This window comes from Mariniflexile sp. AS56 (assembly GCF_030552475.1).
Lineage (GTDB): Bacteria > Bacteroidota > Bacteroidia > Flavobacteriales > Flavobacteriaceae > Mariniflexile.
The window spans coordinates 275,794-294,575 of sequence record NZ_JAUPED010000005.1; the positions used below are offsets into that span (position 1 = coordinate 275,794).

Genomic DNA, 18,782 nt, shown 5'->3' on the forward strand with positions numbered 1-18,782 from the left:
CTTAATAATTTTTAATTATTTATATTATTTATAATAGTAGATTCAATACTATTAAGTAGTTTTTCTTTGTTTACAAAGGTACTAACTTTTAAAGGCTTATGCACAGTAAATGTTATATGTGTACCTAAACCCATGGGGAATTTGCCATATTTTAACATTTTCCAAGAATTGTTAATGGTTATGGGTACAACAAGTGCCGATGGTATTTTTTTTAACAGTATTTCTAATCCTTTGGTTTGAAATGGTTTAGGTGTTCCGTCTTTACTTCTTGTGCCTTCTGGGAAAATTACAGCAGAGCGTTTGTTGGCTTCAATATATTCGCCAAATTTCATAAGGGCAGGAAGTGATTGTCTAGGGTTTTTCCTGTCAATTAATGCAGCGCCACCATGTCTTAAATTATAAGAAACGCTAGGAATGCCTTTTCCCAACTCTATTTTACTAATAAATTTAGGGTGGTGTTTGCGCATATACCAAGTAATTGGGTAGATGTCATGCAAACTTTGGTGATTGGCAACAATTATTAAGGGTTGGTCACCGTCTATATGGTGTGGATTGTTGAAGGTGAAACGCGTACCTAATAAATGAGCGCATCGCATCAAGGTAAGTTGTAACAAATCAACACTGTTTTTATGTGCCTTGTATCCAAAAACAGTAAAGCAAAACCATTGAATGGGATGAAAAATAACCAGTGCTAAGAAAAAACACAGGGAGTAAATAATACTTATGGGGTATGATATTAATTTTTCCATGCCTCAAAAATAAACAAAAAGAGGTTTTAATAAACAGCCAGACAGATGTTATTTTCACATTTTAAACTGGTTGGAGGTGTGGCGAAGGCACAGTCGGAAATAATTCCCCATTTTTTATTAAAATCGGCTTCGTTTTTATTGTAAATAGCTACCATGTTTTCTAGTTTTTCAAAATTTATGGAGCTTGAATACACTAAATAACCCCAAGGGCCACCGCAAGGTTTGCTGCCTAATGCCATGTATTTACATGTAAATGTGTCGTTACAGATTGAAGTTGATGCTAAATCTTCAATCGCTTTTTTAGACATGTTTAAATCTTGTTGTTCTGTTTCTTGGGTGGAAACAGCATCTTCATCACATTGAAACGCCATTAATACTAAGCAGGCAGTCACCAAAATAAGCAGTTTCTTTTTCATAGTTTCATTTTTGTATTAGATGCTTGCTTGCGTAAATGGTTGCGTTATAAAACAAAAACCCACGACCATGGTCGTGGGTTTTAAAAGTATACGTTCGTTATTTAATAACCGACGTTAATTTTTTAACAATGCTCGTTGTAAGCATCTGTTAGGTTTTCAGCAATTAATTCTGCTGGTCTTCCTTCAATGTGGTGACGCTCTAACATGTGCACCAATTCGCCATTTTTGAATAATGCCATACAAGGTGAACTTGGAGGAAATGGTACCATATGGCCACGAGCTGCATCAACAGCTTCTTTATCAACACCTGCAAAAACTGTCACAATATGGTCAGGACGTTTTGCGTTTTGTAAACTTGTTCTAGCGCCTGGGCGAGCATTGGCAGCTGCACAACCACAAACCGAATTAACTACAACTAAGGTAGTTCCTTCTTTAGCTAAAGCAGCATCAACAGCCTCGGCGGTATGTAATTCTTCAAAACCAACTTTGGTTAAATCTTCGCGCATTGGTTTTACTAATTCTGCTGGATACATATTTTTTAAATTTTAATATTAGTATATATAATGTACAAAGTTAATCAAAAATCGTGCAATAATAGCTTTGGCATTGTCTTATAACACTTATGGTGTCATAAGGTCAGGCTATAGGCATTGTCTTTTTTGATTTTAAAAGTAAAAAAGGGCTGTCGTTGGTATTTAGATGATAGGCTTAAGTTGTGCCCTTTTAATGAATTTGTTAAATTTTGCACCTAAATAATTAACAAAATATGCTGTAACAATATGTCGATAAACAGCACAAACAGTAAAAGCGACCATATAAAAACATTTCTTCTTTTAAACGAATGAATTTATATGTACGTTTGAAACGTATTTTTAAAGTAAAAAAGAACATGAATTTTTCAAAGTGGATTGGAGCAGCCTTGGGCTGGTCGTTTGGTGGGCCTATAGGAGCTATTTTAGGCATGGCATTAGGTAGTGTTGTAGATGGAATGTCCAATGGTAGCGCAGTTAATACAGAGAACCCGCAACAACGCACACAAACGCAACCGGGCGATTTTGAAGTGAGTTTGCTTATTTTGGCTTCTATTGTTATAAAAGCGGATGGTAAACAAGACCAGCGCGAGTTAGATTTTGTACGTCTACAGTTTGTGAGTATGTATGGAAAAGAGCGTGCGAATCACGCCTTTAAGTTATTTAAAGAAATAAATAAACAGGAAAATATTTCAACCAGACAGGTGTGTTTGCAAATAAGACAAATGATGCAGCATGCATCTCGTTTACAGCTTATTCATTTTTTATTTGGTATTGCCAAGGCCGATGGTGTTGTAACGGATGATGAGGTTGCCCAAATTCAAACCATTGCGGGGTATTTAGGGATAAGCCATAATGATTATGAAAGCATCAAAGCTATGTTTTATAAAAGCACAGATAGTGCTTATAAAATATTAGAGATTGAAAAAACAGCCACAAACGACGAGGTTAAAAAAGCGTACCGAACCATGGCTAAAAAGTACCACCCAGATAAGGTGATTCATTTAGGGGAAGAGCACCAAAAAGGGGCAGAAGAGAAATTTAAACAAGTACAAGATGCTTATGAGCAATTGCAAAAGGAGCGTGTATTTTAAGTTTTTATTTCAGAATTAAAGAAATTTACTGGTAAAAACTACCGCTATAATTAGGATTAGTAAAACTACTAAAACAATTATTGCGGTAGTTTTTGTTATACCATCTTTTTGAAATATGTAATTCCTTTTTTTATCTTCTTTATCTTTTACTAATTCAAAATTGTCTTTTTCCATAATTGGGTATTTAATTTCAAAGATACTTTTATGAATAGTTTTCTATTGCTTTATATAAATTGAATATTAACTCAAATGAAAATATTAAATTTTTGGTTATATTTAAGAAGTATAAATAAATTAGCATGATAAACATTTTCGACATAAACGAAACCAATGCGGTTATTCTAAGAATTAATAATTTGAAGCCAGATTCGCAGGCATTATGGGGCAAAATGAGCGTTGATAAAATGTTAGCGCACTGTAATGTGGCTTACGAAATGGCTTTTGAAGATGTACACGTGAAACCAACTGGTTTGAAAAAAACCTTGTTAAAATTGTTTGTAAAGCCAGTAGTGGTTGGTAAAAAACCTTATAAACGTAATAGTAGAACGGCGCCAGAGTTTTTAATTGCCGATTCTAAAAATTTTGAATTGGAAAAGGTAAGACTCATCAACTATATTTTGAAAACAATAAGTTTGGGTGAAGATTATTTTCATAATCGTGAATCGCATTCTTTTGGTAAACTCACCAAAACGGAATGGAATAACATGTTTTATAAACATTTAGATCATCATTTATCTCAATTTGGTGTATAAAAAAAACCAACCAATATAATAGTGGCTGGTTTTTAAATGATGGGTAAGTGAATAAATTACTTACTTATATATACTTTGTCATTACTATCTTTAGAAAAAACGTAAACAAGCTTATTGTTGGCGTTCATGTAAACAGATTTTAATTCCCAACCTTCACTTTTTGAAGCATCTAACAAACATTTACGGATGTCTGGATTGTAAAGGTTTAAATCTGAATTGATAATAGTGTCAGCATTTACATTTACAGTTAACAAAAGCATGATAGCCGCTGTTAACAATTGTAATTTTTTCTTCATTTGAAGTTTGTTTTAAGAGATTATTTAATTTAATCAGCAAGAGTAAAACATAAAGGGTTAAAACTTGAAAAAAATAGACGATTGGCTGCTATTTATCGATATGATCATCATAACAAAGAAAAAGATTCGAGAATCTTTGCTTTTAACTAGTTGTAAGTAGGTGTGTAACAAAACAGTAATCTCACTTTTTGAGCACAATCAAAGGGCTTTTTTTAGTGTAAAAAGGTTTTTAATTGAATTAAAATATTTTATAAAATAAATAGCATCTCTTTAATTACATTTGCCGCCAAAATAGAAATGTAAAATGGTTAAATGTGTGTCCCGTATTTTCGTATTTATCGGTCTCATTATTAATGTGTCATGTGCTTCAAAACAGCAACTCATGACGCTTAAACCAGAGCCAGAAACAACAAAACCTTTGGTGTTAGAGCACGTGCCTTCGTTTATAAATGTTCCTGTTAATGTGAAATTAAAAGATATTGAAAACCAAATCAATACGCTTTTAAAAGGCTTGATTTATGAAGATAAAACCATCGAGGACGACAATATCGAAATAAAAGTCTGGAAACAAGCACCCATTACTATTTTAAACGATCGAGGGTCGGCCAGCGAACGCATCAAAACAATTCTTCCTTTAAAAGCAATTATAAAGTACAGAATAGGTACCCAAACTATGGGTGTTAATCTGTATAAAACCAGCGAATTCAACTTAAATGGTGTGGTGACATTAACCAGTGATATAGGCTTGTCTAACTGGAAACTAAAATCTAAAACACATATAACCAATTTGGAATGGAAGGAAAGTCCGTCTATGGTTGTTTATGGTAAAAATTTACCGGTCACTTATTTGGTGAACCCTGCCATAAAAATGTTTAGAGCAGATATTGAAAAAAGTATTGACGATGCTATTGAGGCTTCTATGGATTTTAAGCCCAATGTGCTTGAAGCTATTGAAAAATTAACGGTGCCTTTTAAGATGAACGACGATTATGAAAGCTGGCTTAGAATTGTGCCTATTGAAGTTTATAGTACGGATGCTCAATTAAAAAACGACAAAGTATTACTTCAAATGGGGATGAAATGCCATATGGAAACTGTTATTGGAGACCAACCCGTATCAAAGTTTGATGCTAAAAGTATTGTTTTAAAACCGGTTGCTAAAATGCCAAATCACGTGACTTCAAACATTATTGCTGTTTCTACTTACCAAGATGCCTCAAAAATTATAACTAAAAATTTCTCTGGTGAAGAGTTTGGTTCGGGCACCAAAAAGGTAACAGTGAAAAAAGTAGACATTTGGCATAAAGAGGGCAAAATGGTAATTGCCTTGGATGTGAATGGTTCTGTTAACGGGACGATCTATTTGCAGGGTATGCCGTTATATGATGGCTTAAAAAAAGAAATTTACTTTAATGATTTAGATTATGTTCTAGATACCAAAAGTAAATTATTGCGTACCGCAAATTGGTTGGCAAAGGGGTTGATTCTAAAGAAAATTCAAGAAAATTGTCGCTATTCCATTCAGTCTAATTTAGATGAAGGCAAGAAAACCATGTTAAGCTATCTTAGTAATTATGCACCAATTCCAGGAGTGTTTGTAAATGGCACCATGGAAGATATCGATTTTCAAAAGATAGAATTAACCAATAACGCTATTTTGGCCTTTTTAAAAGTAAAAGGAAACATAAGCGTAACGGTTGATGGATTGAAATAAAAAAATAACGCCCGTTAAAACGGGCGTTATTTAAAATAGGATGTGTTGCTATTATTAGTCTAATTTTACTGCTAAGTATAAACTAAGGTTGCTGTTTTTTCCATCAGGAATGGTGTACGTTTGGCCACCTGCAGTACGCTCTTTTCCAACGGTAGTTAAACCGTAGTTGTAGCGTAAACCAATACCCATACCATCGAAATCAAAACCAACACCGGCCGCTAATCCTGCATCGAATTTGTTGAAATCATCATTGTCATAATTGTCTTCAAAATCGAAAGAACCACTATCGGATTCATTTGTAGTTTGCGCATCGATTAAGTAGGCAAAATAAGGACCGGCCTGAATATTAATGTTTTTGGCCACATTAACTTTCAATAACACGGGCACTTCAATATAATTTAATTTGAATTTTGCAGTTCCACTCGCAAAGGCGTTGTCGTAAACCAACTCAGCACCTTTTCTAGAGTATAATAATTCGGGCTGAAGGGCGATAAATTCTGTTATGGGAATGTTTGCATACAAACCGGCATTAAAACTGGTTAAAACGTTGTTGTCATCAACATCATCTGTATATAAATTTGAAAAGTTTAAACCACCTTTCACTCCAATTTGAGATGTTCCTGTATCGTTAACTTGAGCGTTTGCAGTTGTAGTTAGTCCGAACACCAAAAGAATGGCTGCCGAAAGTTTTCCTATGTTTTTCATGTTTTTTTGTTTTAAAAATTTTACACTACAAAGATGCGATTGTAGGCAACCTGATTCGTTATAACATTTTCAGGTTGGTTTATAAAATTTCCATTTTTTTTCAAAAAAACGACTAAAATTGGTTTGGGATATTAGTAATAAATGAGATTATTTATGAAAAACAACTGTAGATTTTTCAGAAGTAACAGTTAATTCCACCGTTCTTCCAAAAATCAAGGCGCGATTGTCTTTTTCATGTCCAGCAGGCATATTGAATGCCACGGGAATGTTGTATTCGGCTAAAATATCTAAAATAAGCTGTTCAACAGAGACGCCCCAAGCGGTGGTGTTTCTTCTCACTTTAGTAATATCACCCACCAAAACACCTTTGCAATGATCGAAATATCCAGCGCGTTTTAAACTCTGTAGCATACGGTCTATATGGTATTCATATTCACCAATTTCTTCTATAAATAAAATTTTTCCTGCAGTATTAATGCTGGTTTTCGAGCCTAACATGGTGTGTAAAATAGTTAAGTTACCACCCACTAATTGCCCAGATACAGTTCCTGGTTTATTGTATTTTGATCCTTCTAAGGTATAGGTTAGAGGCGTTCCAAAAAGGGCCTCTTTAAAAGTAGTAATCGTTTCTTTAATCGTCTCAGTGTTATCTTGTAAACTGGTACACATCATGGCGTGCAAACTTTCAAAACCTTCGTTATGCACTTGGTTGTGTAGCGCTGTAATATCAGAATAGCCAATAATCCATTTAGGGTGTTTTCTAAATTTTGAATAGTTTAATTTATCTAAAATTCGCACCGTGCCATACCCACCACGAGCACTCCAAATGGCGCTTATTTTAGGGTCGTCCATCGCTTTTTGTAAATCGTCCCAGCGCTCGGTATCTGTTCCTGCAAAGTGATAGTTTTGGTTAAATACATTTTTGCCAATTTGTACGTGTAAACCCCAGGTTTCAAGAAGGTTTTTGGCTTGTTCAACTTCGGCGGTTCTGTTTCTTAAAACGCCCGATGGCGCAACAATGGCAACAGTGTCGCCAATTTTTAAATAGGGTGGACGTATCAATGTAGATGATTTAGTTATGGTTGTATTTTGTGCAGATAAATTTGTATTTCCGCAGAAAAAATAAGCACAAAGTAGGATTGTTATTAAAGTGATTCTAGACATAATGTAAATGTACATTTTTTTTCTAATTCGCTGTCAAAATGTGTACTTTTGCAGCTTATAAAATAACACGTCATTCCGAGCGAAGCGTGGGAATCTGTTTGTTTGAAGTTTTAATTTATAAGATTGCTTCGTCGCCTACTTCTCGCTATGACGGTAACATATAATTTTTAGATTGATGAACAAACCAAAAAGATATACCATTACATCGGCCTTACCTTATACAAACGGCCCGATACATATAGGACATTTAGCGGGTGTTTACGTGCCAGCTGATATTTATGCGCGCTATTTGCGTTTAACAGGCAATGATGTGGTTTTTATTGGCGGAAGTGATGAACACGGGGTGCCAATTACTATTAAAGCTAAAAATGAAGGTGTATCTCCGCAAGATGTGGTTGATAAATATCATGCTATAATTAAACAGTCTTTTGAAGAATTTGGTATTACGTTTGATAATTACTCACGTACGTCAGCTAAAATTCATCATGAAACAGCTTCAGAATTTTTTAAAACCTTGTATGATAAAGGTGAATTTATTGAAGAATCTACCGAACAATTGTACGATGAAAAAGCCAACCAATTTTTGGCTGATAGATTTGTTACAGGAACTTGCCCAAAATGTGGGAATGAGGAAGCTTACGGGGACCAATGTGAAAAATGTGGAACGAGTTTAAATGCAACCGATTTAATTAATCCAAAATCGGCGTTAACTGGAAATGTACCTACTTTAAAAGAAACCAAACACTGGTTTTTACCTTTAGATAAACACGAAGCTTTTTTAAAGGAATGGATTTTAGAAGGTCACAAAAAAGATTGGAAACCGAATGTATACGGACAAGTAAAATCATGGATTGATGACGGTTTACGTCCGCGTGCCGTAACCCGCGATTTAGATTGGGGAATTCCGGTGCCTGTTGAAGGGGGTGAAGGGAAAGTGTTGTATGTGTGGTTTGATGCGCCTATTGGCTATATATCATCAACCAAAGAATGGGCTCAACGTGAAGGTAAAGATTGGGAACCATATTGGAAAAGTGACGACACCAAATTGGTACATTTTATAGGGAAAGATAATATTGTGTTTCATTGCATTATTTTTCCAGCGATGTTAAAGGCAGAAGGCAGTTATATTTTGCCTGAAAACGTACCAGCGAACGAGTTTTTAAATTTAGAAGGTAATAAATTATCGACTTCTAAAAACTGGGCGGTTTGGTTGCCAGAGTATTTAAAAGAATTTCCAGGTCAACAAGACGTGTTGCGTTATACATTAACGGCGAGTGCACCAGAAACTAAGGATAACGATTTTACTTGGAAAGATTTTCAAGCAAGAAATAATAATGAATTGGTAGCCATTTTCGGAAACTTCATTAATCGTGTCGTGGTTTTAACTAATAAATATTACAACGGTGTAGTGCCTGCTCCTAATGCGTTTTCTCAGGTTGATGAAGAAACCTTGGCCGCTGTAAAAGCATACCCAGATGTGATATCAAGTTCTATTGAACGCTACCGTTTTAGAGAAGCACAACAGGAACTTATGAATTTGGCACGACTTGGAAATAAGTATTTAGCCGATGAAGAGCCATGGAAAGTGGTAAAATTAGATGAAGCTCGCACGCAAACTATTATGTATGTAGCACTTCAAATAGCATCCGCATTAGCGACTTTAAGCGAACCGTTTTTACCGTTTACTTCTGCTAAATTAAAATCTATGTTAAATAGAACATCGGGAGATGTTGCGACTTCTTGGAATGAAGTAAGCATCAAAGAAGTATTGCTTCCTGCAGGGCATCAAATAGCGCAAGCAGAATTGTTGTTTTCTAAAATAGAAGATGACACTATTCAATTTCAATTAGATAAATTAGAAGCGAGCAAAAAAGCCAACGAAGCAGCGAATAAAACGGTAGAACCTCAAAAAGACACCATTACTTTTGATGATTTCACGAAATTAGATTTACGTGTAGGGACTATTCTGGAAGCTGAAAAAATGCCGAAAGCTAAAAAACTGTTAGTTTTAAAAGTAGATACAGGTATTGATGTGCGTACCATCGTTTCTGGTATTGCCGAAAGTTTTACACCTGAAGAAGTGGTTGGAAAACAGGTAACTGTTTTGGTAAATCTGGCTCCAAGAGCATTACGTGGTGTAGAAAGTGAAGGTATGATTTTAATGACTGAAACGGCCGAAGGTAAGTTGGTATTTGTAAATCCAGATACAGCTGGTGTGACTAATGGATTACAGATTAGTTAAAATTTTGAACAGGCTAAATTTTTGTTAAGTCCATTTGAATGCCGTAATGATTTTCTTAACTTTACGAAAAACAGAAAATTATGTTATCAAAAAATATAGAAAAAGCACTTAATGATCAGGTAAGAATTGAAGCAGAATCTTCACAAATCTATTTAGCAATGGCTTGTTGGGCGGAAGTGAAAGGTTTAGAAGGTGTTGCAGGTTTTATGTACAAGCAATCTCAAGAAGAGCGCGACCACATGCTTAAATTGGTTAAATATATAAATGAACGTGGTGGGCATGCTCAAGTATCGGCACTGGCGTCACCAAATGTTACTTTTGAATCATTTAAAGGGATGTTCGAAGAACTTTATAAACACGAAGTTTTTGTTTCAGAAAGTATAAACGAGTTGGTTCATATCAGTTTACAGGAAAAAGATTATTCAACCCATAACTTTTTACAATGGTATGTGGCCGAACAAATAGAAGAAGAGGCTATGGCTCGTACTATTTTAGATAAAATCAATTTGATTGGAGATGATAAAGGTGGCTTGTACTTGTTTGATAGAGATATTGTTAACTTAACGGTTAGTACAGCCTCAGCTACTGGTATTCAGTAATTTTAACATTTAATCTTATTTAGATTTAATAAAAATAACTATTTTTGCCCGTCATTTATTTATAAATAAGTCTCTTGGGCAAAAAGAAAGAAAAAAAAGCACTTAAAAAACTTGAAAAAGCGGAGAGGAAACTTTCAAGCAAAGTAAAGTCTAGTTGCTGCGAGAAATATAAAAAACGAGAGGACAAACGTTGCAAAAAATGCCCTTGTTTCGACTTACTTAAAAAAGTGGCCTAGGTTCTAATAAAATCTCCATCTTAATATTTTCATAAAAGCAGATCGCAATTCAAAAACGGTCTGCTTTTTGCTTATTTCAAAAAAAACTTAATAAAAATTTACTATGAAATCAATAGTCTTAAGCGCATGTGCGTTACTTATCTTATTTACAAGTTGTAATACATCCAAAAAAACAAATGAAACCCATTCTAAAGATCAAACACCTGAAATGAGCATGACAAAAGAACCTGTTTCCATTGAAAACATAAAGTGGAAATTAGTAACACTTATGGGGCAAGATGTTAGCGATAAAGAGGCATTCATCACATTTTCGTCTGAAGATCATAGGGTTTATGGAGATGGAAGTTGCAATACCTTTAATGGTACTTATCAACTTCAAGATGGGGGCCGTATAACCATTTCTAAAATTGCAGCGACTTTAAAGGCTTGTGTAGATATGCAAATTGAAAATCAATTTATGGGTGTTTTGGAGAAGGCAGATAATTTTTCGCTAAGTGGAACCAAAATGACATTGAATAAAGCAAGAATGGCGCCCCTGGCTGTTTTTGAAGTCGCAGAAATTGAATAGAAATTTTACTTTTTAAACTGAAAAGTGCTGTTTATTTTAAACTGTTATTGGAAAAAGATTTCCTTTATCGACAATCGGTTAAAAATGGAAATATTATAATCAATATACAGAATGATATAACATAAATATTGGAACAGATTCGCATCTTTGTACTATATAATTAAATGTAATATTTATGAAAAAGTTAATCCTATTATGCGTTGCGATAAGTGTATTAAGTTGCGGAGCTTCTAAAACCGTTAGAGTTTCAAACAGAGTTATTAAGGGTGATTGGGTATTAAGCTCCATCACATATAATAAGCCAGGAACATTTAACACGACCCTGCTTAACGATGCTTCTAAAGCGTGTTTTGAAGGTAGTACATGGCAATTTATTCCGAATAACAATACAGGGCTCTATACTATAAATGATACGAGTTGTGCTACGGGTGAAAGAAATTTTATTTTCAACATTCAAGAAGTAGATGCTGAAACGGGTTTATATGATTTTTTGCTTAAACCAACGAATGCGAAGCATAAATCGGATACCAATCAAGGGTTCAGATTAAAACTTTCTGCTTTGTCTGATACGGATATGCAATGGCAACAAACCGTAAATGTAAGCGGTAGTTCACTTATTATCAACATGAATTTTTCAAAACAATAAAAATTAAAAAAAAATGAAAACAATTATAAATAAAACAGGAATTTTACTTTTTACACTTGTTGTCGCGATGAGCTTAACAAACTGTAAAGCAGTACAAAATGCAAATAATAAACAAAAAGGTGGTGTTATTGGTGCTACAGGTGGAGCTATATTAGGAGCCATAATTGGTAACAATGTTGGTAAAGGCGGTAATGGCGAATTAGGCGCTGTTATTGGTGGTGTTGTTGGTGGTGGTGCAGGTGTGCTTATTGGTAACAAAATGGATAAGCAAGCTAAAAAAATTGAAGAAGAAATACCAGGCGCTCAAGTAGAACGTGTTGATGATGGTATTGTTGTTACTTTTGATGAAGGCAGTGGTGTGAATTTTGCTACTAATAAATACGACATCAATGCATCGTCTCAGCAAAATTTAAACAAGCTAATTGCCGTTTTTCAAGATTATCCAGACACCAATTTATTGGTTATAGGACATACAGATAGTCAAGGTGCTGAAGATTATAATATGACGCTTTCTAAAAACAGAGCCAATGCGGTAACTCACTATTTAACACATAAAGGAGTTTCAAGTAGTAGAGTAACAACGAATTGGTTTGGGGAAACACAACCTATTCATGACAACTCTACAGCGACAGGACGTGCTAAAAATAGACGTGTAAATATCGCTATTTTGCCAAATGATAAAATGATTCAAGATGCTAAAAATCAAGCTCAGAATTAAATAATTTAATATAAATTTGTTTAAATCTCGTTTTCAATGTTAATTTGAAAACGAGATTTTTTGTTTAAAATATATTATGAACCAATTGCAAAATTAAGAATTGAAGTTATTGAAAAGTAGGAATCGATTTAATTTTCAATGTTACTGTTTTTCTTTAAGTAACCATATGGCATTGTTTTTGACGTTATTTTTTATACAACCTTCTATATGAGAAATACACTAACCACGCTTTTTTTCTTCTTTTTCATATCTTTTAATTTGATGGCTCAAGAAAAGACCTTTCTTTCCGTAAAGGCCATAGATAGTTTGACAAATGAGCCCATAAGCTTTGCGACCATTCGAATAAATAATACTAACAGAGGCTTAATAGCCGATGAAGAAGGAAGCTTTAGATTACCACTAGAACTTCAAATTCAGAAAGACAGCTTAATTATTTCTGCCATTGGTTATAATACCAAGAGTGTAAATCTTAAAACTTTTGATAATACAATTCTCAATATTATAAAAGTAGCATCAAAAGTTGAGGTTTTACAAACGGTAACCATCACAAAAAATATCACAAAAGAGGGCGGGTTAGGATTTATTACAGCTGAACAAATCATATCAAACGCCATAAAAAATATAAAGATTAACTATCCCAAAGATCCTTTTTCTTATTTAGCATATTATCGAGATTATCAAGTTTTTGAAAATGAATATTTTAATTTAAATGAAGGGCTTATTGAAGTTTTTGATGCGGGTTTTAAAACAAATTCATTTTTAAATAAAGAAAACAAAACAGCGCTTTACTCTTATAGGCTAAACAAAGGTTTTCCACAAAATTTAGGATTCTCTATTCCTTATGATAATAAGAGATCTAAGTACATTGAGGATGCATATATACCCTCAATAGGGGGAAATGAATTGAGCATTTTACAAATGCACGACCCTATTAGAAATTATGAAATGAAAAATCTTGCTTTTATTTATAATTGGGAAACAGATTTTATTAAAAACCATGACTTCGAACTTATAGGAACCACTTTTTTAAATGATAAACCCATTTATGAAATTAAGATAAAGAAGAAAGCATCAAATAGTACGTCTGTTAATACCCGTTTTCTATATGTGAAAGGGAATAATAAATTTGATGATTACTTTAAAGTTGAAGGTGTTATTTATATCTCTAAAGGTAATTTTGCTATTCATAAAATAGAATATGCGGTTTATGATGAAGAAGCTAAAACTTCTAAATATGCTATTAATTTAGAGTATGTTCCAAAAAACAATCTGATGTACTTAAATTATCTTTCTTTTAATAATGCATTTAAAGTAAAAGATAAAGAAAGCTTCGAAACAACATCGTTTAGTTTAACAACGTCTCAAGATCTTGTTAGTTTGCGTGTTAATAACCTAATAAGTGTGAGTACTTTAAAAAAGAAAAATTTTAAAGTGTATCATGGTAAAACAGAACTTCCAATAGAGTCTATAGGTTGGGTTGAAGGAGCGGAAATACAAATTAAAATAAACTTAAAAAAGGATACATTTAAGAGGTATAAAATAGATAATGAATCTGCGATTACTATTGTAACTAAAAATGTTCTAGATACATCAAACAGGAAATTGGATGAACCACTTTTTTTAGATATTAATCAGTTTCGAGAAGTATTTGTACAAGAAGTTTTTCCAAATAAGCAGCCCATTCCGGGTTTAGAATATAGCATGAAATCCCAACCATTATCCCAAGGGCCATTAAATAAAAACGATGCTATTTCAAAGTATTGGTTAAATACGCCTTTAAAAAAAACAAAAGATTAAATTTGTCTAGATTAGATGATATATGATAAAATTTATAAAATTCAGAACCCAACTTCCTGAGCAATCTATAAAAAATACCGTGCAATTACTTAATGAAGACTGTACGATTCCTTTCATTTCTCGTTATAGAAAAGAACATACTGGTAATTTAGATGAGGTTCAAATAGGTGATATTGTAAAGTATAAAGAACAATTTGAGGCTTTAGAAAAACGAAAAGTAGCTATTTTAAAGGCTTTGGAAGAGCAAGGTGTTTTAACTCCAGAATTAAAACAAAAAATTGAGGCTACCCAAGATTTAACAACTTTAGAAGATTTATATCTCCCATTTAAGAAAAGCAGAAAAACAAAGGCAGAAACGGCCAGACAGTTGGGGTTAGAGCCTTTGGCTAAAATACTTATGAGCCAAAACGCACATGATGTAGAATCGGTTACGATGAAATATGTAAAAGGAGAGGTTGCTTCGGTTGAAGATGCCCTGGAAGGAGCGCGACACATTATTGCCGAATGGGTGAATGAGCGTACCGATGTTCGAAACAACATCCGCCAGCAGTTAGAGCGTTTTGCTATGATTTCCACGAAAGTGGTAAAGTCGAAAAAGGAAGATGAAAAGGCTCAAAAATTTAGAGATTATTTTGAATGGGAAGAGTCTTTAACTAGAATTCCTTCGCACCGATTATTGGCTATTTTAAGAGCTGAAAGTGAAGGTTTCATTAAGGTGAAAATTGAAATTGATGATGATAAAGCACTGAGTAAAATTGAAGACCGTATCATTCGTTCTAACAATGCGTGTTCAGAACAGATTCAAATAGCGATTCAAGATGCTTACAAGCGTTTATTATTGCCATCGTTAAGTAATGAGGCGCTTCAGATGACGAAGGAAAAGGCCGATGTGTCTGCAATTTCAGTATTTGCAAATAATTTAAAACAGTTATTACTAGGGTCTCCATTAGGTGAAAAGCGTGTGCTTGCTATCGACCCTGGTTTTAGAAGCGGTTGTAAAGTGGTGTGTTTAGATGCGCAAGGTAGTTTGTTGTATAATGAAAACATTTACCCGCACCCTCCTAAAAGTGACGCTGTGGGCGCCATGAAAAAGATAAGTTCACTAACAGAAGCTTACCAAATTGAAGCTATTGCGATTGGTAACGGCACAGCGTCGCGAGAAACAGAAGCGCTCATACGCAAAATTCATTTTAAACATGATGTTCAGGTGTTTGTGGTGAGTGAAGCGGGTGCTAGTATTTATTCGGCTTCTAAAATTGCGCGTGATGAATTTCCTAATTATGATGTTACGGTGCGTGGTTCGGTTTCTATTGGAAGACGCTTGCAAGACCCTTTGGCGGAATTGGTTAAAATTGATGCCAAGTCCATTGGAGTGGGGCAGTACCAGCATGATGTAGACCAAACCAAGCTTAAAAAAGAGTTGGATGTTGTGGTTGAAAGTTGTGTGAATGCAGTAGGTGTAAATATTAACACGGCAAGTGCCAGTTTGTTAAGTTATGTGTCTGGAATTGGACCTAAACTAGCTGAAAACATTGTAGCCTATCGTGATGAACATGGGGCGTTTTCTTCTAGAACGGCTGTTAAAAAAGTACCTCGTTTAGGCGGAAAAGCCTTTGAGCAGAGTGCAGGGTTTTTAAGAATTAAATCGGCCGTCAATCCTTTGGATGATTCGGCGGTACACCCAGAGCGTTATGATTTGGTGAAACAAATAACAAAAGATTTGGGTAAAAGTGTTCAAGATTTAATTGGAAATAAAGAGCAGCTACAAAAAATAGATTTAAAAAAGTATTGTTCAGATTCTGTTGGGTTGCTAACACTTCAAGATATTATAAATGAATTAGAAAAACCTGGTTTGGACATTCGTGAACAAGCTAAAGTATTCACTTTTAATCAAAACATTAAAACTATAAGCGATTTACAAGAAGGGCAATTACTTCCTGGTATTGTTAACAATATAACCAATTTCGGGTGTTTTGTAGATGTTGGAATTAAGGAAAGTGGCTTGATACACGTTTCAAATTTATCCGATTCTTTTGTTTCAGATGTGAATGCACATGTGAGTTTACATCAGCAAATCATTGTAAAAGTCTTAGAAGTTGATCTTCCGCGGAAGCGTATTCAATTAAAACTTCACAAATAAGAAGTTAGTAACTGTATTTTAAAGATAAAATAAAATTTCTGCCAGGAGCTGCAATACCAGATGAATAGGTTTTGTAGCGCTGGTCTGTGATATTCTCTAAACTCGCACTTAAAGTAGTCGCTTTATTTAGTTGGTATTGGCTTCTAAAGTTTAATGTGACCCACGACGGACTGTAAGGGTTTCCATTGGCGTCTTGGGCATAGATATAATCTTTTTCAATTTCTGAAGGCGCTAATTGGTAAAAAGAAAGTTCACTATTGTATATAGTAAAAGCATCGAATTTTAAGTTATTATGCGTCCAAACTAAATGGGTGTTTCCAAAATTTGGAGTGGCATATCTAGCTGGAACTTCAATGGTGTCTTCTACTTCGGTACCGCCTACCACACTGTATTGAGATGTTAATTTTAATTGATTAGTAATAGCAAATTTTATACCCATTTCAAAACCATAAATCCATGTTTTTGATGCATTTTGCATGGCTTGTACATTGCTTAATTCTCCATCATACATAATTTGTGTTTCGCCATTCAGTTCAAAATCGCGTCTTACCAAAGCATTGTCTAAATAAGTGTAATAGCTACTTAAATCTAAAACAAGTTTCTTGTTGAAATTAAGATTTAAACCTATTTCTCCACCATAAGCATGCTCCGGTTTTAGGTCGTTGTTGGGGACTACAACAGATCCAGGTTCGGAGTCGAATACTTTACCTATATCGTCAATATTTGGTGCTCTAAATGCTGAAGAGGCATTTAGTTTCCATTGTAGAATGGTATTTGGTGACCAACGGATGCCTGCTGTTCCAGTAATGGCAGACGACTCGTTATGAGAATTGTTGAAAGGTAAATTTAAATACTGGTTATTTTCTGAAAAATCGGCATAAGAGGTTATGTAGTTAAATCTCAATCCAGACTGAAACACAAATTTTAAATTGGGTTTATATTTGATGCTTGTGTATGCTGCCGCTGATTGCCAATTAGAGCCATTAGGGTATCTTGAAACAGTTGGGGTAACCGTATTGCTGCTTATATTTTCTTCCTTACCGTAAGATATTACCATGTTATAAACGTATTCTACACCATAAAAAAGTTGAGTTTTAAGGGCTAAATTTTTTTCTAAATCTAAATTGAAGGAATAGGCATCAACCGCTTCATTTCTTAGGTTTCTGGTGGTCGATTGAAAATCTCGATCCCTTCTACTTTCTTGAAAATTTTGATAGGCGATGGTAGCCTTTATTTTGTCATACAAATTGGAATTACTACTCAACTTCGTGATTTGTAGGTTCGACATGAACCAGTTTTGTGGGCCATAACTCCATTCTGCCGAACGTAATGTGTTGTTTTTGTATCGAATTAGCCGGTCGTACCTAGAATAATCAGAGGTTGTGGTGTAGAATAATCCCAAATCAAAACTTAAATTGTTTTGAGCTTTATAATGTGCTTTTTGTAATAAGCTTAGTTGTTGGTAACCCGTGCTGCGTTGTATTAGTGGGTTGTTGTTTTGAATTATAACATCGCCATTGTTGGTTTCTAAAGCAAATTCAGGTCGTAAATATTCGCTAGGACCGTGTGTTCCCATACGTAAATCGCCAAAATCGTTATAACTTATATTGGTTAAAAAGGCCCATTTTTTATAACCTAAATTAAAATCGATATGTGCTGCTTTTTCATCACTGGCAGTGGCGTATCTTAAAAGGGTGTTGGCTCTAAAAAGTAGCGAATCTGTTAAGGAGGTTTGCGGTTTATGGGTGTAAAAGCTCATAACACCACCAATAGCATCACTTCCATAAATTACAGAGCCAGAGCCTAATGTGACTTCTGTGTTTTGAATTGATAAAGGGTCTATTGAAATAACGTTTTGTAAATTACCGCCTCTAAAAATGGCATTGTTCATTCTAACGCCATCTACTGTAATGAGGAGTCGGTTGGTTGAGAAGCCTCTTATCATAGGGCTTCCACCACCTAGTTGGCTTTTTTGCACATATACTTGACCAGTGCTTTCTAGTAAATCGGCACTAGTTTGTGGATTTGCAAATTGAATAGCCTCGGCATTGATATTTATTATTTTTTGAGGAATGTCACGTTTATTCTGTTCAAACTTGGACGCTGAGATCACAATTTCATCTAAGCCTTCCGTATTTGATACTAAATACACTCTATTTGATTGGGCTAATTGTAGCTTCGTTATTTGTTTTAAAACGTGTGATAAATGTTTGAAATAAATAGTTTCGGCGTTCGAGAATTCACTTAAAGAAGCTTCGCCTAAAAAGTTTGTAACCGTACTTTTAGATTTATCTATGTTGTAAATGGCGACCCCAAAAACAGGCTCTCTTGTAAGATTGTTTAGAACCTTAATGTTTTGAGCTTGTACTTGTGTTAAGGTCAATAAAAAGAATGAAATAGCAAAAAAACACTTCAT

The 18,782-nt window shown here is 34.4% G+C and carries 18 protein-coding genes; 10 read left to right on the forward strand and 8 right to left on the reverse strand.

The features are described from left to right. Nucleotides 1-11: 11 nt before the first annotated feature. The 3 genes from Q5N74_RS08605 to Q5N74_RS08615 form a co-directional block, all read right to left on the reverse strand. A complete protein-coding gene (locus Q5N74_RS08605) occupies nucleotides 12-749 on the reverse strand; it encodes a 1-acyl-sn-glycerol-3-phosphate acyltransferase (RefSeq protein WP_304388370.1) in 738 nt (245 codons plus the stop codon). Nucleotides 750-775: 26 nt separating this feature from the next. Further along, a complete protein-coding gene (locus Q5N74_RS08610; protein WP_304388371.1) occupies nucleotides 776-1,165 on the reverse strand; it encodes a hypothetical protein in 390 nt (129 codons plus the stop codon). A gap of 122 nt (nucleotides 1,166-1,287) precedes the next feature. Continuing rightward, entirely contained in the window at nucleotides 1,288-1,698 is a 411-nt protein-coding gene (locus Q5N74_RS08615) for a BrxA/BrxB family bacilliredoxin (protein WP_304388373.1), read from the reverse strand. 356 nt (nucleotides 1,699-2,054) lie between these two features. On the opposite strand from Q5N74_RS08615, the gene Q5N74_RS08620 reads away from it, so the two are divergent. Continuing rightward, nucleotides 2,055-2,789 (forward strand): TerB family tellurite resistance protein, encoded by a 735-nt coding sequence (locus Q5N74_RS08620; protein ID WP_304388423.1) that lies wholly within the window; start codon nucleotides 2,055-2,057, stop codon nucleotides 2,787-2,789. Between the two features lie 15 nt (nucleotides 2,790-2,804). Here Q5N74_RS08620 and Q5N74_RS08625 read toward each other — a convergent pair whose 3' ends face one another. Next, entirely contained in the window at nucleotides 2,805-2,963 is a 159-nt protein-coding gene (locus Q5N74_RS08625; RefSeq protein WP_304388374.1) for a hypothetical protein, read from the reverse strand. A gap of 125 nt (nucleotides 2,964-3,088) precedes the next feature. Here Q5N74_RS08625 and Q5N74_RS08630 point away from each other — a divergent pair, with 125 nt between their 5' ends. Next, nucleotides 3,089-3,541 (forward strand): DUF1569 domain-containing protein, encoded by a 453-nt coding sequence (locus tag Q5N74_RS08630; protein ID WP_304388375.1) that lies wholly within the window; start codon nucleotides 3,089-3,091, stop codon nucleotides 3,539-3,541. 56 nt (nucleotides 3,542-3,597) lie between these two features. Here Q5N74_RS08630 and Q5N74_RS08635 read toward each other — a convergent pair whose 3' ends face one another. Continuing rightward, nucleotides 3,598-3,837 (reverse strand): hypothetical protein, encoded by a 240-nt coding sequence (locus Q5N74_RS08635; RefSeq protein ID WP_304388376.1) that lies wholly within the window; start codon nucleotides 3,835-3,837, stop codon nucleotides 3,598-3,600. Nucleotides 3,838-4,141: 304 nt separating this feature from the next. Here Q5N74_RS08635 and Q5N74_RS08640 point away from each other — a divergent pair, with 304 nt between their 5' ends. Beyond that, the gene (locus Q5N74_RS08640; protein WP_304388377.1) at nucleotides 4,142-5,551 is read left to right on the forward strand and encodes a DUF4403 family protein; all 1,410 of its coding nucleotides are present in this window, start codon (nucleotides 4,142-4,144) and stop codon (nucleotides 5,549-5,551) included. 54 nt (nucleotides 5,552-5,605) lie between these two features. Here Q5N74_RS08640 and Q5N74_RS08645 read toward each other — a convergent pair whose 3' ends face one another. Both Q5N74_RS08645 and Q5N74_RS08650 read right to left on the reverse strand, forming a co-directional pair. After that, on the reverse strand, nucleotides 5,606-6,256 hold the full coding sequence (locus tag Q5N74_RS08645; protein ID WP_304388378.1) for a porin family protein: 651 nt from the start codon (nucleotides 6,254-6,256) through the stop codon (nucleotides 5,606-5,608). Between the two features lie 147 nt (nucleotides 6,257-6,403). Further along, nucleotides 6,404-7,435, reverse strand: coding sequence for an LD-carboxypeptidase (locus tag Q5N74_RS08650; RefSeq protein ID WP_304388380.1), 1,032 nt, complete (start codon nucleotides 7,433-7,435; stop codon nucleotides 6,404-6,406). Nucleotides 7,436-7,595: 160 nt separating this feature from the next. Between Q5N74_RS08650 and metG the strand changes: the two genes are divergently transcribed. The 7 genes from metG (at nucleotide 7,596) to Q5N74_RS08685 (ending at nucleotide 16,366) form a co-directional block, all read left to right on the forward strand. Further along, nucleotides 7,596-9,662 carry a methionine--tRNA ligase gene (metG, locus tag Q5N74_RS08655; protein ID WP_304388381.1) on the forward strand — a complete coding sequence of 689 codons (2,067 nt, stop codon included), beginning with the start codon at nucleotides 7,596-7,598 and terminating at the stop codon, nucleotides 9,660-9,662. Nucleotides 9,663-9,742: 80 nt separating this feature from the next. Continuing rightward, on the forward strand, nucleotides 9,743-10,261 hold the full coding sequence (locus tag Q5N74_RS08660; RefSeq protein WP_304388383.1) for a ferritin: 519 nt from the start codon (nucleotides 9,743-9,745) through the stop codon (nucleotides 10,259-10,261). Between the two features lie 339 nt (nucleotides 10,262-10,600). After that, on the forward strand, nucleotides 10,601-11,065 hold the full coding sequence (locus Q5N74_RS08665) for an META domain-containing protein (RefSeq protein WP_304388385.1): 465 nt from the start codon (nucleotides 10,601-10,603) through the stop codon (nucleotides 11,063-11,065). A 175-nt stretch (nucleotides 11,066-11,240) separates the two neighbouring features. Then, complete coding sequence (locus Q5N74_RS08670) at nucleotides 11,241-11,711, forward strand: lipocalin family protein (RefSeq protein WP_304388386.1); 471 nt, start codon at nucleotides 11,241-11,243, stop codon at nucleotides 11,709-11,711. 13 nt (nucleotides 11,712-11,724) lie between these two features. Then, on the forward strand, nucleotides 11,725-12,429 hold the full coding sequence (locus Q5N74_RS08675) for an OmpA family protein (protein WP_304388387.1): 705 nt from the start codon (nucleotides 11,725-11,727) through the stop codon (nucleotides 12,427-12,429). Nucleotides 12,430-12,636: 207 nt separating this feature from the next. Then, nucleotides 12,637-14,226, forward strand: a complete 1,590-nt coding sequence (locus Q5N74_RS08680; protein WP_304388388.1) for a carboxypeptidase-like regulatory domain-containing protein — start codon at nucleotides 12,637-12,639, stop codon at nucleotides 14,224-14,226. Nucleotides 14,227-14,248: 22 nt separating this feature from the next. Further along, nucleotides 14,249-16,366 (forward strand): Tex family protein, encoded by a 2,118-nt coding sequence (locus tag Q5N74_RS08685; RefSeq protein ID WP_304388389.1) that lies wholly within the window; start codon nucleotides 14,249-14,251, stop codon nucleotides 16,364-16,366. 4 nt (nucleotides 16,367-16,370) lie between these two features. On the opposite strand, the gene Q5N74_RS08690 is transcribed toward Q5N74_RS08685, so the two are convergent. Further along, nucleotides 16,371-18,782, reverse strand: a complete 2,412-nt coding sequence (locus Q5N74_RS08690) for a TonB-dependent siderophore receptor (protein ID WP_304388390.1) — start codon at nucleotides 18,780-18,782, stop codon at nucleotides 16,371-16,373.

Coding starts and splice junctions, on each gene's coding strand:
- Q5N74_RS08675 (WP_304388387.1), top strand. CDS start 11,725: ATGAAAACAATTATAAATAAAACAGGAATTTTACTTTTTACACTTGTT.
- Q5N74_RS08680 (WP_304388388.1), top strand. CDS start 12,637: ATGAGAAATACACTAACCACGCTTTTTTTCTTCTTTTTCATATCTTTT.
- Q5N74_RS08690 (WP_304388390.1), bottom strand. CDS start 18,782: ATGAAGTGTTTTTTTGCTATTTCATTCTTTTTATTGACCTTAACACAA.
- Q5N74_RS08605 (WP_304388370.1), bottom strand. CDS start 749: ATGGAAAAATTAATATCATACCCCATAAGTATTATTTACTCCCTGTGT.
- Q5N74_RS08625 (WP_304388374.1), bottom strand. CDS start 2,963: ATGGAAAAAGACAATTTTGAATTAGTAAAAGATAAAGAAGATAAAAAA.
- Q5N74_RS08645 (WP_304388378.1), bottom strand. CDS start 6,256: ATGAAAAACATAGGAAAACTTTCGGCAGCCATTCTTTTGGTGTTCGGA.
- Q5N74_RS08665 (WP_304388385.1), top strand. CDS start 10,601: ATGAAATCAATAGTCTTAAGCGCATGTGCGTTACTTATCTTATTTACA.
- Q5N74_RS08640 (WP_304388377.1), top strand. CDS start 4,142: ATGGTTAAATGTGTGTCCCGTATTTTCGTATTTATCGGTCTCATTATT.
- Q5N74_RS08635 (WP_304388376.1), bottom strand. CDS start 3,837: ATGAAGAAAAAATTACAATTGTTAACAGCGGCTATCATGCTTTTGTTA.
- Q5N74_RS08660 (WP_304388383.1), top strand. CDS start 9,743: ATGTTATCAAAAAATATAGAAAAAGCACTTAATGATCAGGTAAGAATT.
- Q5N74_RS08620 (WP_304388423.1), top strand. CDS start 2,055: ATGAATTTTTCAAAGTGGATTGGAGCAGCCTTGGGCTGGTCGTTTGGT.
- Q5N74_RS08650 (WP_304388380.1), bottom strand. CDS start 7,435: ATGTACATTTACATTATGTCTAGAATCACTTTAATAACAATCCTACTT.
- Q5N74_RS08610 (WP_304388371.1), bottom strand. CDS start 1,165: ATGAAAAAGAAACTGCTTATTTTGGTGACTGCCTGCTTAGTATTAATG.
- Q5N74_RS08630 (WP_304388375.1), top strand. CDS start 3,089: ATGATAAACATTTTCGACATAAACGAAACCAATGCGGTTATTCTAAGA.
- Q5N74_RS08615 (WP_304388373.1), bottom strand. CDS start 1,698: ATGTATCCAGCAGAATTAGTAAAACCAATGCGCGAAGATTTAACCAAA.
- Q5N74_RS08670 (WP_304388386.1), top strand. CDS start 11,241: ATGAAAAAGTTAATCCTATTATGCGTTGCGATAAGTGTATTAAGTTGC.
- Q5N74_RS08685 (WP_304388389.1), top strand. CDS start 14,249: ATGATAAAATTTATAAAATTCAGAACCCAACTTCCTGAGCAATCTATA.
- metG (WP_304388381.1), top strand. CDS start 7,596: ATGAACAAACCAAAAAGATATACCATTACATCGGCCTTACCTTATACA.